16 protein-coding genes are annotated in these 15,771 nt (G+C 60.5%); 10 read left to right on the top strand and 6 right to left on the bottom strand.

The features are described from left to right. The first annotated feature begins 264 nt into the window (after positions 1–264). The 10 genes from A0257_16485 (at position 265) to A0257_16440 (ending at position 8,552) form a co-directional block, all read left to right on the top strand. The gene (locus tag A0257_16485) at positions 265–1,275 is read left to right on the top strand and encodes a DNA recombination/repair protein RecA (GenBank protein ID AMR29813.1); all 1,011 of its coding nucleotides are present in this window, start codon (positions 265–267) and stop codon (positions 1,273–1,275) included. Positions 1,276–1,486: 211 nt separating this feature from the next. Then, positions 1,487–2,299 carry an ATP-dependent exodnase (exonuclease V) alpha subunit - helicase superfamily I member gene (locus tag A0257_16480; protein AMR28531.1) on the top strand — a complete coding sequence of 271 codons (813 nt, stop codon included), beginning with the start codon at positions 1,487–1,489 and terminating at the stop codon, positions 2,297–2,299. 127 nt (positions 2,300–2,426) lie between these two features. After that, a complete protein-coding gene (locus tag A0257_16475) occupies positions 2,427–3,140 on the top strand; it encodes a DNA-binding response regulator (GenBank protein AMR29812.1) in 714 nt (237 codons plus the stop codon). Between the two features lie 60 nt (positions 3,141–3,200). Then, on the top strand, positions 3,201–4,292 hold the full coding sequence (locus tag A0257_16470; GenBank protein AMR28530.1) for a two-component sensor histidine kinase: 1,092 nt from the start codon (positions 3,201–3,203) through the stop codon (positions 4,290–4,292). 155 nt (positions 4,293–4,447) lie between these two features. Then, positions 4,448–5,161, top strand: a complete 714-nt coding sequence (locus tag A0257_16465; protein AMR28529.1) for an RNA pseudouridine synthase — start codon at positions 4,448–4,450, stop codon at positions 5,159–5,161. A gap of 175 nt (positions 5,162–5,336) precedes the next feature. Continuing rightward, positions 5,337–5,789 (top strand): 50S ribosomal protein L13, encoded by a 453-nt coding sequence (locus A0257_16460; protein ID AMR28528.1) that lies wholly within the window; start codon positions 5,337–5,339, stop codon positions 5,787–5,789. Between the two features lie 45 nt (positions 5,790–5,834). Further along, entirely contained in the window at positions 5,835–6,221 is a 387-nt protein-coding gene (locus A0257_16455) for a 30S ribosomal protein S9 (GenBank protein AMR28527.1), read from the top strand. 21 nt (positions 6,222–6,242) lie between these two features. After that, the gene (locus tag A0257_16450; GenBank protein ID AMR28526.1) at positions 6,243–7,016 is read left to right on the top strand and encodes a 30S ribosomal protein S2; all 774 of its coding nucleotides are present in this window, start codon (positions 6,243–6,245) and stop codon (positions 7,014–7,016) included. A 170-nt stretch (positions 7,017–7,186) separates the two neighbouring features. Further along, a complete protein-coding gene (locus A0257_16445) occupies positions 7,187–8,023 on the top strand; it encodes an elongation factor Ts (protein AMR28525.1) in 837 nt (278 codons plus the stop codon). Between the two features lie 331 nt (positions 8,024–8,354). Next, the gene (locus A0257_16440) at positions 8,355–8,552 is read left to right on the top strand and encodes a hypothetical protein (GenBank protein AMR28524.1); all 198 of its coding nucleotides are present in this window, start codon (positions 8,355–8,357) and stop codon (positions 8,550–8,552) included. Between the two features lie 640 nt (positions 8,553–9,192). Here the strand turns inward: A0257_16440 and A0257_16435 are convergent. The 6 genes from A0257_16435 to A0257_16410 all read right to left on the bottom strand — a co-directional run bounded on the left by A0257_16435 (position 9,193) and on the right by A0257_16410 (position 15,759). Next, the gene (locus A0257_16435) at positions 9,193–10,209 is read right to left on the bottom strand and encodes a hypothetical protein (GenBank protein AMR28523.1); all 1,017 of its coding nucleotides are present in this window, start codon (positions 10,207–10,209) and stop codon (positions 9,193–9,195) included. A 47-nt stretch (positions 10,210–10,256) separates the two neighbouring features. Next, positions 10,257–10,967: a hypothetical protein gene (locus A0257_16430; GenBank protein ID AMR28522.1), complete on the bottom strand. Its 711-nt coding sequence runs from the start codon at positions 10,965–10,967 to the stop codon at positions 10,257–10,259. A 26-nt stretch (positions 10,968–10,993) separates the two neighbouring features. Then, positions 10,994–11,680, bottom strand: coding sequence for a hypothetical protein (locus A0257_16425; GenBank protein AMR28521.1), 687 nt, complete (start codon positions 11,678–11,680; stop codon positions 10,994–10,996). Between the two features lie 65 nt (positions 11,681–11,745). Further along, on the bottom strand, positions 11,746–12,006 hold the full coding sequence (locus A0257_16420; GenBank protein ID AMR28520.1) for a hypothetical protein: 261 nt from the start codon (positions 12,004–12,006) through the stop codon (positions 11,746–11,748). Between the two features lie 213 nt (positions 12,007–12,219). Next, complete coding sequence (locus tag A0257_16415; protein ID AMR29811.1) at positions 12,220–13,476, bottom strand: hypothetical protein; 1,257 nt, start codon at positions 13,474–13,476, stop codon at positions 12,220–12,222. A gap of 141 nt (positions 13,477–13,617) precedes the next feature. Beyond that, positions 13,618–15,759 (bottom strand): hypothetical protein, encoded by a 2,142-nt coding sequence (locus tag A0257_16410; GenBank protein AMR28519.1) that lies wholly within the window; start codon positions 15,757–15,759, stop codon positions 13,618–13,620. Between the last annotated feature and the right edge of the window lie 12 nt (positions 15,760–15,771).

The raw sequence follows: 15,771 nt of genomic DNA, 5'->3' as shown, positions 1-15,771 counted from the left end.
CCCTATCCGGCACAAAACCGGCGGCGGCTGCGTTAGAAATGGCCACCTAAAACAGAACGGTAGCGGGGCCTACCCCCCTGCTGCGCTGCGTATCGGTGGTAAACTAAAATACCGTAGTTTTACAAACTTTAAGTTTATTTTCCTCCCCCCTCCTTCATGGCCTTAGCAACCAAAAAAGCCGAAAAAACAGAAACGGTCGAGAAAGCTGACAAAACTGGTCCCTCCAGCACCGCCACCGAGAAGGCCAAAGCCCTCGCGCTGACGATGGAGAAGCTGGACAAAGCCTTCGGCAAAGGTACCGTGATGAAGCTCTCGGACCAGAAGGTAAACGATGTGCCGTCCATCAGCACGGGTTCGCTCTCGCTGGATATTGCCCTGGGCATCGGCGGCCTGCCCCGCGGCCGCGTGGTCGAAATCTACGGCCCCGAGTCGAGCGGCAAGACGACCCTGACGATGCACGCCATCGCGGAGGCCCAAAAAGCCGGCGGCACCGCCGCTTTCATCGACGCCGAGCACGCCTTTGACCCGACCTACGCCAAGAAGTTGGGCATTGACGTGGACAACCTGCTCATCGCGCAGCCCGACAACGGCGAGCAAGCCCTCGAAATCGCCGACCAGCTCATTTCGTCCGGCGCGATTGACATCATTGTAATCGACTCCGTGGCGGCCCTCGTGCCGAAAGGCGAACTCGAAGGCGACATGGGCGACTCGAAAGTGGGCCTGCACGCCCGCCTCATGAGCCAGGCCCTGCGCAAGCTCACCGGCACGATTAACAAGACTAATTGCCTGTGTATCTTCATCAACCAGCTGCGCGAAAAAATCGGCGTGATGTTCGGCTCGCCCGAAACCACGACTGGCGGTAACGCCCTGAAATTCTACGCTTCGGTGCGCCTCGACATCCGCCGCATCGGCCAGATTAAGGAAGACAAGGACAACGTGACCGGCAACCGCACCAAGGTGAAAGTGGTGAAAAACAAAGTCGCGCCGCCTTTCAAAGTGGTCGAGTTTGATATCATCTATGGCCAGGGCATTTCCAAAGTCGGCGAAATCGTGGACTTGGGCGTGGATATGGGCATCATTGGCAAATCGGGCTCGTGGTTCAGCTACGACGGCAACAAAATCGGTCAGGGCCGCGAAGCCGTTAAAACGCTGTTGCTCGATAACCCCGAGCTAGCCGATACCATCGAGGCCAAAATCCGCGCGATGGCCAAGGGCGATACCGACGTAATCCCCGTGGATATGAGCGGCCCCGAAGACGGCGACGACACGTTGTAAGCCGGCTTCGGCCAGTGTGAGGGGGGTAGGGCTGACCTAGTGCCTACTGCCTAGTACTGAGTTCGAACTAATGTAAAAAGCCCCGCTGCCCACCGGCCGCGGGGCTTTTTTGTGGCTGGGCGGCAAGCCGAAGGCATGACCCGTTACGTATTTTTACGCGCTGGCACTGCGTTTGCACCCGCGCTACTGCCGTTTGCTAGTTTCCTACCCTATGCCCCGTCGCTGGCTGCTTGCTTCGTTACTCTTGCTGTGCGGCGCCTGGACCCAACCCTCCGGCTCCGCGGAGCCGGTGCGGCTCTGGCCCAACGCCAGCTTCCAGGCCGGCGAAACCATTCGCTATAAGGTGCATTATGGGGTGCTGAACGCGGCCGAGGCCACCGTCGAAACCTCCGGCTCGCTGGAGCGTGTGGCGGGGCGGCCCTGCTACAAGGCCACCGTGAGCGGCCGCACTACCGGCTCGTTCGAATTCTTTCTGCACGTGCGCGACCAGTGGCGCTCCTACATCGACACGGCCAGCATTTTGCCGCTGCGCTCCTCGCGCGATATTGAGGAAAGCTCGTATCGCAAGAAGGAAGTGGTTGATTTTGACCAGGAACACGCCATCGTGAACGTGCTCCAGACCCACACCAAAGAGCCCATTCGCTACACCTTTAAGGTGCCCAACAACGTGCAGGAGCTGGTGAGCGGTTTCTACTACCTGCGCACCCTCAGCTACGAGCGCATGAAGCCCGGCGAGATTATCCACATGGGCGGCTTCTTCGACGAATCGACGTTCAACATGGACGTTGTTTTCCGGGGTAGGGAGGTAATCGAAACCAGGGCCGGCCCCATCCACGTGCTGAAGTTGGTGCCCAAAATGCCTACCAACCGCATCTTTCGCGGCGAAGAAGCCATCAAGATATACCTCTCCGACGACCGCAACAAAATCCCGGTGCTCTTTCAGGCCGAGCTGTTCGTGGGCTCCGTGAAAGTGGATATGTATAAGTATGAAGGCCTGAAACACCGGCTGAACCTGGCTCGGTAAATTATTGATTTTCAAGCCTAATTGCTCGGCGCATTTCACGTCACACAAACGTAACATGCGTGCCGCGACGGGTTAGGTAATTTTGTGGCGCGAAAGTCCTTATCCCTCTCGCACTCCCGCCGTGGCTATCCCCGCCAATCAACGGTCAGCGCAAGCCAAAACCGCTGCCTACAAGATTCTGGTTGTCGATGACGACCCCGACATCGTGGAGCTGCTGGAGTTCAACCTCAAAAAGGAAGGTTACCTCACGGCCTCAGCCGGCGACGGCCGCCAGGCGCTGGCCGTGGCCCAGGAATTCAGTCCCGACATCATTCTGCTCGATGTGATGATGCCGCACCTCGATGGCATCGCTACCTGCCGCATCCTGCGCGAGCAGCCCAAGTTTAAGGACACCTACATTCTCTTCCTCACGGCCCGCGCCGAGGAATTTTCGGAAGTAGCTGCTTTTGAGGCTGGTGCCGACGATTTTCTAGCCAAGCCCATCAAGCCCCGCGCGTTGCTGAGCCGCTTGGCCGCCATCGTGCGCCGCGACCAGGACCCGCACGCCGGCGTGGAGGCCATCGATATTAATGGCCTGCGCATCGACCGCACTGGCTTCGCCGTGTACCAGGACGGCCGCAAAATCACACTCCCCAAGAAGGAGTTTGAGCTGCTGGCGTTCCTGGCCGCCGCCCCGCATAAGGTGTTCAGCCGCGACGAGCTGCTGCAAAATATCTGGGGCAACGACGTGTTCGTGCTGGCCCGCACCGTGGATGTGCACGTGCGCAAAGTGCGCGAAAAAGTCGGCGACCACCACATCCAGACCATCAAGGGGGTAGGGTATAAATTCAACGCCGACTAACAACCATTGCCTGCCATTCGAACGTCATGCTCATCTGGCGTCCGCTTATCTCATCTGCGCATGAATCTTTCTTCCCGCACCATTGCCGTTCTCATTGCGCTCGTGGTGGCGGGGGTCCTCACCACGTTTGCCTACGTGACTCCTGGCTTGCCCACGCACCAGGCGTTTCTGGCGGCGGGCATTACGGTGGCGGCGTGCTTTCTACTGGTGTATTTATCGTTTGAGGCCCTGATTTTTCGGGAGATAAACGGCATCTACTCGCGCCTGGAGCACATTAAGCGCAAGGAATTTAAAAAGCTGAGCAACAAGTTTTTATTTCGCCCCGAACCGCTCCAGCGCATCGGCGATGAGATAGTGCAGATGGCTGAGCGCCGCCAGCAGGAACTCGACGAGCTGAAACGCCTGCAAGCCCTGCGCCGCGAGTTTCTGGCCGACGTGTCGCACGAGCTGAAAACGCCGCTTTTTGCCGCCCAGGGCTTCGTGCACACCATCCTGGATGAGGAGGAGGACGGAGCGGAAACCGGCGGCATGGACCCGACCATCCGGCGCAAGTTTTTGCGGCGCGCGGCCGCCAGCCTCGATGCGCTCGACGCGCTGGTGAAGGACCTCGTTACCATTTCGCAGCTCGAAAAAGGCGTCATTCGGATGCGCCGCCAGCGCTTCGACCTCGTGGCGCTGGTGCAGGAGCTGTTTGAGCTGCTGGAGCAGCACGCCGAGCGGCGCGGCACGACGCTGGAGCTGTTTCCGCCGCACCTGGCCGAAAAGGAGCTGCCGGTCATTGCCGACCGCAACCGCATTCGCCAGGTATTAACCAACCTGATAGACAACGCGATAAAGTACGGCCGCGAGCACAACGGCCACGTGGTCGTATCCCTCACGCCGGGCCGCAACGGCGTGCGCGTGGCCGTGCGCGACAACGGTGCCGGCATTGCGCCCGAGCACCAGGCGCGCATCTTCGAGCGCTTCTACCGCGTCGATAAGAGCCGGTCACGCGCGGCGGGCGGCTCAGGCCTGGGCCTGGCCATCAGCAAGCACATCGTGGAGGCGCATAAATCTACCATCCACATTAAGAGCGTATTGAATGAAGGCACAACGCTGGAATTCAAGCTGCCCAAGCCAAAGGAGATAAAGGGCCACGAGAACGTGCGGTAAGCTTCAGCTTGCCGGGAGGGGGTAGGGAAGTGTAGGGTAAGATTTAGCTTGTCGTTTTGGGATACGCTGCCGCCCAGCAAGCTTACCCTACCCCCTCCCAGTAAGCTGAAGCCTACCCTACACTCCCCTACCCCCTTCGTACCTTCGTGGCTCGCATGAAGCCACCTAAGTTCAAAGACCTCATTTTGTTTGAGAACGACGATTACATTGTCGTCAACAAGCCGCCGTTTCTCTCTACCCTCGATGAGCGCATTGGCGTGGCCGCCAGCCTATTGCGACTGGCCCGCGAATACGCCGACGATGCCCAGGTGGGCCACCGCCTCGACCGCGACACCAGCGGCGCGCTGGTGCTGGCCAAGCACCCCGAGGCCTACCGCCACATCTCGATGCAGTTTGAAAACCGCGAGGTGAACAAGGTGTACCACGCCGTGACCTGGGGCGCGCCGCCGCTCGATAAGTTTATCGTGGAGCGCAACATCGAAACCACCAAGAGCGGCAAAGCCCGCCTGGCCTTCAAGGGCAAGCCCGCCGAAACGCGCTTCACGACCCTCGAAACCTTTGCCCGCCACGCCCTCGTGCAGGCCGAGCCCGTAACCGGCCGCATGCACCAGATTCGCCTGCACCTGGCCTACGTGGAGACGCCCATCGTGGGCGATACGCTCTACGGCGGCGCGGATTTCTTCCTGTCTTCACTCAAGAAGAAGTTCAACCTCAAGGACGGCGAAACTGAGCAGCCGTTCATCAAGCGCTTCGCCCTGCACGCGAAAGAGCTCGGCTTCGCGGGCTTGGATGGCACGCCCATTAAGGTAGAAGCGCCTTACCCCAAAGATTTTCGGGTATTAGTCGAAACGCTGCGGGAGTACCAGTAGAAGCAGCTTTTTCCGAGTTAAGGGGGGTAGGGAGCTACGCGGTTACCCTGCAAAACTTCGGCTCCTGGTTTGGTAATCTGCCAGAAAAATAGTACCTTTGTGTCCGTTTTTCCCTAAGCCCGTCCGGCTTGGGGCTTATTGTCAATTGTTTAGCCGGTAATTTTTTACCATCCATATGGACCACCTGAGCTTCAAGACGACCCACGTCAACAAGGCCAACGCCCAGAAAAACTGGGTTATCGTAGACGCCAGCGTGGCCCCGCTGGGCCGCGTGTGCAGCCAAATTGCCAACCTGTTGCGTGGCAAGCACAAGCCTTCCTTCACTCCGAACTCCGATTGCGGTGATAACGTTATCGTTATCAATGCTGACAAGCTGCGTGTTACGGGCAAGAAGATGGAAGAAAAACTCTATATCTCGCACTCGGGCTATCCCGGCGGCCAGAAGCAACGCACCCTGCGCGAGCAGATGAACCGCGATTCGCGCAAGGCCATCGAGCACGCTGTGAAAGGCATGTTGCAAGGCAACCGCCTGGGCGCTGCCCAGTACCGCAATATGTACGTGTACGCTGGCACCGAGCATCCCCACGAGGCTCAGCAGCCGCAGCCTTACGAGCTGAAGAATCTGTAAATCATTGTCTTTACGACCGCTTTTGGTCGCATATTTTTCCACTAAATGGCAACTACTAACACTTCTGGTAGAAGAAAAACCTCGGTGGCCCGCATTTACATGCAGGCCGGGCAAGGGAATATCACTATCAATGACCGGGACATGAAGTCCTACTTCGCCAACGAGCTGTTGGAGAACATCGTGAACCAGCCGCTGGCTACCCTTGAGCAGGTGGGCCAGTACGACATCAAGGTGAACGTGAGCGGCGGCGGCATCGCCGGCCAGGCCGAGGCTATCCGCCTCGCCATCTCGAAAGCACTGGTGAGCGACAACGCGGAAGTTAAGCCGGCCCTCCGCAAGGAAGGTTTTATGACCCGCGACCCCCGCATGGTCGAGCGGAAGAAGTTCGGCAAGCGCAAGGCTCGCCGCTCGTTCCAGTTCTCTAAGCGCTAATCGTTTAACCGTAGTAGTATCATGGCTCAGTCCACCACTTATAAAGAGCTGCTTGACGCGGGTGCCCATTTTGGCCACCTCACGCGCAAGTGGGACCCGAAAATGGCGCCGTATATCTTCATGGAGAAGAACGGCATCCATATCATTGACCTGAACAAGACGCTGGCTTCGCTGGATTACGCTGCCAATGCTATTCGCAACATCGCGAAGAGCGGCCGCAAAATCATGTTCGTGGCTACCAAAAAGCAGGCGCAGGAAATTGTGCAGACTGAGGCCGTTCGCCTCAAGATGCCCTATGTTACTGACCGCTGGCTGGGCGGGATGCTGACGAACTTCGCCACCATCCGCAAGTCGCTGAAGAAGATGAGTACCATCGACAAGATGGTAAAAGAAAACACCGCCTACGCCGCACTGGCCAAGCGCGAGAAGCTCATGATGTCGCGCGAGCGTGACAAATTAGAGCGCGTAATGGGCGGCATCGCCGAACTGAGCCGCCTACCCGCCGCCCTGTTCGTAGTGGACGTGAAGCGTGAGCATATTGCCGTGAAAGAAGCTCAGAAATTGGGCATCCCGGTTTTCGCCATCGTGGATACGAACTCGAATCCTGAGTTGGTGCAGTTCCCGATTCCGGCCAACGACGACGCCTCGAAGTCGATTCAGCTCATCATGAACGTGATTGGCAAGGCTATCGAAGATGGCCTGTCGGAGCGCAAGGTTGACAAAGAAGATGCCGACCGCAAGGAAGCCGATGAGGCAGCCATTGCCGAAAAAACCGAAGCTGATACCGAAGCCTAAGCTGCTTTTAAAGCTTGACGAAAAAGGGAACGGTCGAGGCAAGTGCTTGGCGGTTCCCTTTTTCATTTTTGCTTGTAGAACGGAGTGGCACTCCGTTCCCGATTAAACGACTTTTGTTTTATCAAACACGATTAAACGCAGTGCCACTGCGTTTTACAACTCCTCTCCAAATGGCCGCTATCACCGCCGCAGACGTAAATAAGCTCCGCACCATGACTGGCGCGGGCATGATGGATTGCAAAAAAGCCCTGACCGAAGCCGATGGCGACTTCGAAGCCGCCCGCGACATTCTGCGCAAGCAGGGTCAGAAAATCGCTGACAAGCGCGCCGACAATGCTACGTCGGAAGGCCTGGTTATGGTCAGCGTGAGCGACGATGCCAAAACCGGCCGCCTGGTGGCCCTGGCCTGCGAAACTGAGTCGGTAGCCAAAGTGGCCGACTTCCGCAACCTGGTGCAGCAGATTCTGTACGCTGCGGTGGCTACCAAAGCCGAAACCAAGGAAGACCTGCTGGCCGCCAAGGAGTCGGACGGCCGCACCGTGCAGGAGCACATCACTGAGCTTACCGGCAAAATCGGTGAGAAACTCGACCTCACCTACGCTACCCTGCACGCCGAGAAAGTGGCTTCGTACATCCACTCGGACAACAAAAAGGGCGTGCTCGTGGGCCTGAAAAACGTGGGTAGCGCCGACACGGCCGCCATTGGCCGCGACGTAGCTATGCAAATCGTGGCTATGAAGCCCGTTGCCGTTGACAAAGACGGGGTGGACGCTGGCACAGTAGAGCGCGAAATCGAAATCGGCAAAGAGCAGGCGCGCGCCGAAGGCAAGCCCGAAGCTATGCTGGAGAAAATCGCCCAGGGCAAGCTCAACAAGTTCTACAAAGACAACACTTTGCTGAACCAGGAATTCGTAAAGGACAACTCGATGACCATTGCCCAGCTACTCGACAAAACGTCGAAAGGCATGACGGTAGAAGCGTTCAAGCGCGTAGCAATCGGCGCGTAATTGCTGAGTTAATTTGCTTTAAAATGAGAAAGCCCGCTGGTATTGTGCCAGCGGGCTTTTTATTTGCGGCATGGACAACAAACGTAAAGCTGCTTATCGTACCATCGTGTACCAGTTCTTACTTGATATACGAACTGTTCCATTACCACTAACTGACGATGAGCAGGCTATAAGAATTGGACGCTTTGCGGGGCCAACAGCTTACCAATTGCACAACTTCGGCTCTAGAGCGTGAGGACAATTATCGAAGCCAATCTATGGCTGCTGCCATATGCCAAAAAGCCAGAAACGAAACAACGGTTTTTTCATAGCGCGTTGCCAGTCGTCGGTATTGCTTGAGGCGACCGAAAAACCGCTCTATTTTGTTGCGGTCGCGGTAGGTTTCTTCGTCTATCGAGGCTGGCTCCAGTCGGTTGGGACGGTTCGGAATGACCGCCTCGATGCCCTGTTGGGCGCAATAAGCGCGGGTTTCATCGCTATCATAAGCCGTGTCAGCCAGTACTTTACCCGGTGCCAAGTCCGCCAGTAGTGGCAGGGCCTGCGGGCTATCACCGGCCTGGCCTTCAGTGGCTATCAGGCGCACGGCGTTGCCTAAGGCGTCGACGCAGCCGTGGATTTTGGTGCCGATGCCGCCCCGGCTGCGGCCCAGGCACTCGGTAACGGGGTCGCTTTTTTTTGGCCAGCCGAATGCTGGTGGGCCCGCACGACTGTCGAATCGAGCATGACCCAGTCCAAATCCGGCGTTTTGACGGCCTCAAATAAGCGGAGCCAGACCCCTTTTTGGGCTAATCGGCGAAAGCGTTTGCAAACGGAATTGGTCTTGCCAAAGCGTTCAGGCAAGTCGGCCCACGGACAGCCGGTACGCGCAATCCAGAGTACAGCGTTGAAAAACAAGCGATTATCTGTAGCCGTCACGCCACAATCGGTGGCTTTGCCGGAAAGGTGAGGGGCGACCAAGGCCCAAGTGGCATCGGAAACTTCGTGACGGCGCATAAATCAGAAATTAACAACAAAGATATATTAACCGGCGTTATTGTCCTCACGCCCTAGCTTCTGCGAATAATTTCATTGATTTTGACGAAGTAACATTTTGGGTTGGTATTGACGCATTTAATCAGCGCAATCCTAATACGCAGCTTTCTCACTACCGCAACGTGTTTGAATTAAAACTATCTATGAGTTGATTGCCACGCCCGCACCCTGGCCCGCGCGTTCTCGCGCATGTTGAGGTAGAAAAAATTATAATCGACCAAGTGGTACGAGGCGCGCAACTCCGACTCGCCGGGGATGTGCAGGTGCTTGTAGCCCGCGGGGTGGGTAGGGCTGGCCCAAAGCAGGCCGTGGTGTGCCTGCGCGCCGGTCACGTGCGGGTCGATTCGGTTGAAAGTGAGTGGCACGCCGCCGCGGTTGAGGCTGGCGGGCGCGGCGGCCGAGTCGAGCGTCCAGGTGAGCGGGTTGGTGACGAGCAGGCCGCGATAAGGCGGAAACTCGGTGCCACGCGAAACAGTGTTCCAGGCGATGATGCCGCCGGTCTGGAGCGAGTCGCGCAGGGCAGGCAGGTGCTGATATTCGTTGGGTTTTATTTTACGGCCGATTAAGTAGGCTGCAATCAATTGCTTACGCAGCTGCGGGTTGTCGTCCACCAACTCGTGCAGCAGGTGCGCGAGGTGGGTAGTGCCCTGGCTATGGCCGGCCAGGATGAATGGCCGGCCGTGGTTGTAGTGCGCCAGGTAATACAAAAACGAAGCCTTCACATCGGCATACGCCAGGTCGAGGGCGGGCTTGCTATTGACGTGCTTAGGGGCAAAAAAAGCGTAGAGCGTGGCCTGCCGGTAGCGCGGCGCGTAGAGCCGGCCCGCGTCGTAGAACAGGCTGGCCTGGTTGCGCAGGCAGGTGCGAGCCGTGAAGCGCCGCAAGCGCTTCAGGCGCAACGGCGCGTTCCAATAGCCCAGCTTCCAGAAATACGTGGTCGGGTGCACGTAGAACACATCGGCCACCGTGTCGGCGGGGGTAGGCGCGGGGCGCGGCAGGCCGGGCGGACGGAGCTGCGCGGCCGTGTAGTGGCCCGGCAGCGCGGCCCAGGCAGCCGAGTCGGCGTAGTCGGGCGCGGGGCCAGCGTTCCCAACCGAAAATTTATGAATAGGTTTGAGGAGAGTGACGCAGCCGCTTAAAAAACTGACTGTCAACAGACTACTGCCCAACAGGACCCAACGCAGAAAGCACGGCCGCACGGCTACGGCGTCTTGGTGGTTGAATCATTCGGCGCGGGCGTGGCCGCGGGCTTTACAGCGGCCGGGGCTGGTGCTTTGCTTGCCGGCGCGGCGGCGGCCGGCGCTGGTGTGGCTGCCGAATCGGCGCTGAGCGGACGAGCCACCGGCACGGGCCGCACCACGGGAGCCACCCGAATGGTTTCGGGCGCGGCAACGGGAGGTAGGGTTATCTGCTCGGCCTGCGGGCCCACTTCAGGCACGGTGGCCACTGAGTCGGCGGCGGTTTGGCTGGCGCTGGTCAGGTGCTCATCGGGGGTTTTGGGGCGGTCGATAAACAGGAAAAGCACAATGCCCAGCAGCACGAGTATTCCGCCCACCACAAACACGATGTTGAGCGGATTGCGGCGCTCGGCGAGCGGCGGCAGGCCGGCTTCGTCAATGAGGGGTAGGCCCGGCGCGACGGCGGCCAGCCAGTCGGGGCTGACCGGCGGCGGGGGGGTAGGGGCGACTGGTATTTCCGGGCTCAGGTTAATGTAGCCGGCTGGGTTGGGAATCAGAACCGTAGGCACCCCTTCGGCGACCGAGGGGGGGGTAGGCGGCGCGGGCGGCTCATTGCCAAAGATGAGCTGGCGCTTCAGCGTTTCAAACTCGGCGGGCGTGATGGTGCCCGCGTCCAGCAGTTCTTGGAGCTGCCGCAGGGCAGCGAGCGACGAATGGGCATCGGACGGGCTCATGGGGCAGCGGCGACGGGGCGAATGGGTTATTTGCGTTCTACGTTGGTCAGCCGTTCGCGGCGGTGTTCGAGCTGAGCCTGGCTGACCTCGCGCAGCTGGGCGTTGCCCACGAGCTGGGTACTATCCTGGCGCAGCAGCTGGGCGTTGTTCTGGTTTTGGCGCAGCAGCTCGTCGATGCGCTTCAGGTTGGCGGTCGTGTTGTCGCGGGCCGACTGCATGGCCTTGTTCAGCTTGTCCTTTTCCTTGTCGATGGCGACCACTTTGGCCTCGGCCACCGCCACCTGCTGGCGGTAGGCATTGGCGCGGGCGGCGGGCGCGAAGCGCTCCAGCATGGCCTGCATGCGCTTAAACTCCACGGAAGTAAGGTCGGGCGAGAAGAACGTCTTTTCGCCGAAGCCGCCAAACAGCGCCACCTCCGTGGTTGAGTCGGTGAGGGACGTGAAGGCAGTATATAGGTCCACGGGCCGGCTCGCGATGGCCGTGCCCGGCACCTGCTTCACCGACAGGATGCTGTTTTTACCCAGCAAGCCGCCCAGCCCGCCCTTAAACGACATCCGGTAATTATCCTTCATAAAGGACTGAAAAAAGTTGCGCGCATCATTTACCGGGCTTTCTATCACTACGTTCACGCTCTGCTGCGTGCGGCCGGCGTAGGGTAGCTGGCCGTTTTTCACCAGGTAGAGGTCAGTTTGGGCGGCGACTAAACCCGGCAAACAAGTCAGCAGCACTAGTATACAAAATTTTAGCATGGCAAGGGAAAGAAGGTGGGGGTAGGGAATCAGCGCAGGTCGTGGCGGGCGAAGGCGGCGCGCAGGTCCTGCTGCATGAGCTGAAAGCGGGCCACAACGGCGGTCAGAAACTCCTCATCGAGCAGCTGCCGAATCTCCACGTCGGGCGGCACGATGCCGCTCAGGTCCAGCTCGGCCACTTTATAGGTCTGCTCCAGCGGGCCTTGTTCCAGCTTGAGCAGGTACTTGCCATTCCAGGCGAGCAGGGTGATTTTGACTTGCGGATACGGAATATCGGCGACGTGACGCATGCGAAAGAAGAAGGGAAACGGCCGAAGATAAGGCCCCTACCCTACCCGGCCAGCTTAACCCCACTTTAACGCGCCTCGCGGCGGCAACGTGTAAACGGTGGTCCGGCTCGTCGCGCGGGCCTGGGTTTTATCACGTTTATTCTTACTACGATGCCACGGAGATATAAACCAAAGTACACCAAGTAGGGTGCGGGGCTTGCCCCGCACCCTACTTCACGCGTTGGCCAGCGCCCGCTCGGGCGTGGGGCGGTAGCGGTGCAACGCCGCCAGCAGCGCTAGCAGCAGCCCGCCGCAGCCCAGGCCGATGATGGGCGCGGTCGTGATTTTGAGCAGCTGCCCGTTGAGGTAGCTCGCGCTCACGGTGCAGAGGTTGACCAGTGCCATGTAGGTCGTGAACTGCGAGCCCTCGATTTTGGGGCGACAGTAGGCCATGAGCAGCGGCATGGCGGCCACACTCAGCAGCGGGTCGGCCAGGTTGAGCACTACCAGGCCCGAAAAGCTGACGGTTTTATTCACCCAGAATGGCGACAGGGAACAGAACAGCAGCAGAAACCCCGCCAGCCCCACCAGCACCCAGCGCTGCAAGCGGCTGGTGCCCAGGCGGTCCACCAACACGCCGCCGCCCAGCAACACCACAAACGCGGCCAGGCTCCCCCAACTCCCTTGCAGAATAGAAACCTCCGTGTAAGCCCAGTGCAAATTACGGATGAGGTGAAATGAATACGCATTGGCGAAGAGCGAGCCAGCCAGGTAGCTGCCGAAAATAATGCCGAAAGCGCGCAGACTATGTTTCTCCAACATGCTGTGCCACAGTTCTTTGAAAAGCCAGGCCAGCGACGGGTTTTCCTCGTCGTCGGCCAGGGCGGGGCGGTCGTGGCGGCCCAGGCGCGGCAGCAGGCGGTCGGTGCGTTCCAGCTTGATGAAAAACGTGAGCGCCGTGAAGGCCAGCAGCACCAGCGACTGCGTGAGTGCCGCTCGCCCGAAGCCGCCGTGGCCCAGCACGTAGGCCAGCCCCGCCCCGCCCGCCGCCGAGCCCAGCAAAAAACCGCCCCGCATGAACGCGTTCACCCGCCCGCGCTCGGCCACCGGCACCAGCGAGATGGCAATGGCGTCCACGCTGGCATCCTGGATGGAGGCGAACACGCTGTGGGTGAAAAACACGGCCCCCAGCAGCGACAATTCCCGCACCGGGTCATGCACCAGCAGCAGCGAAAGCGAGGCCAGCATGGCCACCAATTGCGTGAGTACCACCCACTGCTTGCGGTGGCCGATAATGGAATACTGATATTTATCAATCAGCGGCCCCCACACGAACTGGAACGTCCAGGGCAGCCCCACGATGGCCGCGAACGAGCCCACCGCCGCCGCCGACAAGCCGTGGCCAACCAGGTAGTTATACATCGCCGTGAGGGCGAAGCCCGCCGGGATGCCCTGCATCACATACAGGTAAAAAAAAGTAGCGTAGCGCAGCCGGGCGCTGTCGCGGAGTACCAGGTGTTTCACGAAGCGGCGAGTGGGTTGCAGTGAGAACGCCGTTAGCGAAGGTTTGTTAAGGTGGCGCTTACCTAGCGCTGGTGTTGAAGTAAGAATTAAAAATTTGACGGCCTATTTCTAATTCATCGCCAAAGCCTCGGTCACGCGGCTCAGGTCGGCGCTCACTTTTTGTAAGAAAGCCAGCTGCTCGGCCAGCGGGCCAGCGACTTCGGGAGCTTCGGCGGACTCAACCGCATCGGGTGGCGGCGGGGGGGTAGGGGCGGGCGCGGCGGCGGTCAGGCAGGCCAGGCTGCGGCTGAGGGCGGCTTCGGCGCGCACCAGGGCACGGCGGCTGGTGGGGGGTAGGGCGGCGGCGGGGCCGGCTTCTTCCCAGCCAGTGGTGAGGGCCGAGATATTAGCCGAAAGAATGTGGTTCAGCACCACGAACTGATGGACTTCGGTGGGGCGGCGGCGGGTGCGGCGCGGCTCCGAAAGCATGCGCTGGAAGGCCGCCGCCAGGTTGGCCGAGGCCACGTACACGTCTTTGCGCAGCAGGCGGTAGGTGGTGGGCGGCACCGGCCGGCCGGCCAGGCGCTCGGCCAGCTGGCGCAGGTAGGCGAGGTTGGCGCGCAGGGTGGCGGCTAGCAGGTCGGGCAGTTGCTGGCCCTCCCAGCGCGGAAACAACAGGTAGGCCGTGGCCAGCGCGATGGCGCAGCCCAGCACCGTATCGGTCAGGCGCTCCTGCACGACCCCCAAATAACCCAGCCCCAAAAAGCTGAATAAAATCAGCAGATAAGCCGTGAGGAACACCACCGTGATGAGGTATCTGGTGCGCTGAAACGAATACGCCACCACCATAAAGCCCAGCAGCAGCCCGAAGCGCACATTGCCATTGGGCACCGCCCACAGCACCAGCACGCCCAGCGCGCCGCCCAGCAGCGTGCCCACGATGCGCTGCGTGTTGCGCTCGCGGGTGAGGCTGAAGCCGGGCTTAAGCATGAAGGTCACGGTCATCAGAATCCAGTAGTTGTGCGCGCCGTGCCAGAGCAACTCGGCCACGGCGAAGGCCACGGCGCAGGCCACCGCCATGCGCACGGCGTGCCGAAACACCGATGAGCCCAGCGTCAGGTTTTGGCCGAAAGCGCGCCACTGCAACTCCTGGCGGGCCACGAACTGCGCGTGGCTGGCCACCCGGCCGGCGTCGGGGGGTAGGGCGGCGGCCTGCGCCTCGTCGAAGTAGCGCCGGAGGCTGCCCACGCGCCGGCTCACGTCGCGCAGGTTGAGCAGGATTTTCTTCAACACCAGCGTACTCGGGCCAATATCGGGGGGTAGGGCGGCGATGCGGGCTTGCAGGCGCGCCAGCTCGGGCAGGCGGTCGGGCGGCGGGCTGCCGTGGGCGCGGTTGGCCAGGATGGCGCTGCCCAGGTAATGCAGGTCGGTGGCGAGGCGACTTAGCAGGGCCTGCATTTCGGCCAGCACGCCCGTGTGGCCGAAGGCCGCGCGCAGGGCCGCGTAGTCGTAGTAGCCCGCCGCGATATGCTCATACAGGTCCACTGTCTCGGTGAAGGTGAGCACCAGGCGGCGGCTGGTGCTGGTGCTTTCGCTCACAATCTGGCGGGTGCGAAAAAGCAGGTCGCGCACGGCTTCCTGCTTCTCGTTCACCACCACCTGCTGGGCCACCAGGCGGCGGTAGTCGTCCTCCAGGTCAGTGCCTGCGTTGTAAAACGCCGCCTTGCGCTGGAGAAACTCCGCCACGGCGTGCAGGCACTCGCCCAGCGCCTGCTGCGCCGCCCGGTAGGGTCGCACCCGGCCTTGCAGCAGCGCCAGCAGCAAATACCAGGTGCCGCCCAGCGCCAGCAGCGCGGCATGGCGCAGGCCCGTGGGGCCGTCGGCGGGCGGGTGGGCCAGCGTGAGCACCATGCCCAGCAGCGTGGCCGAGCCCACCGCCCCGGCCCGCGCGCCCCACACCAGCAGCATCGTCAGCCCAAAGCTCAGCGCCACGATGACCACCCCCAGCGCCAGCCGGTAGGGCGCCAGTATTCCCATGAGCAGCGCGCCCACGAACACCAGCCCCAGCGCCGCCAGCAGCCCGTTGCGCCGGTGCTGGAGCGGCCCCGACGTGTCGGTAATACTCAAGCAAAGCGCCCCGATGGCGGCCGTGATGCCCGCGTCCAGCTGCCCCAGCCACAGGCCGGCCAGCGCCGGCAACGCCACGGCCAGCGTGGTGCGCAACCCATCTGAGAATTGCTGGCTGAAGAAAAAATCCGTCAGGCGGCGCATGGAGATGGTCTA

Source organism: Hymenobacter psoromatis (assembly GCA_001596155.1).
Classification (GTDB): domain Bacteria; phylum Bacteroidota; class Bacteroidia; order Cytophagales; family Hymenobacteraceae; genus Hymenobacter.
This window is presented reverse-complemented; position numbering and strand designations above follow the sequence as displayed.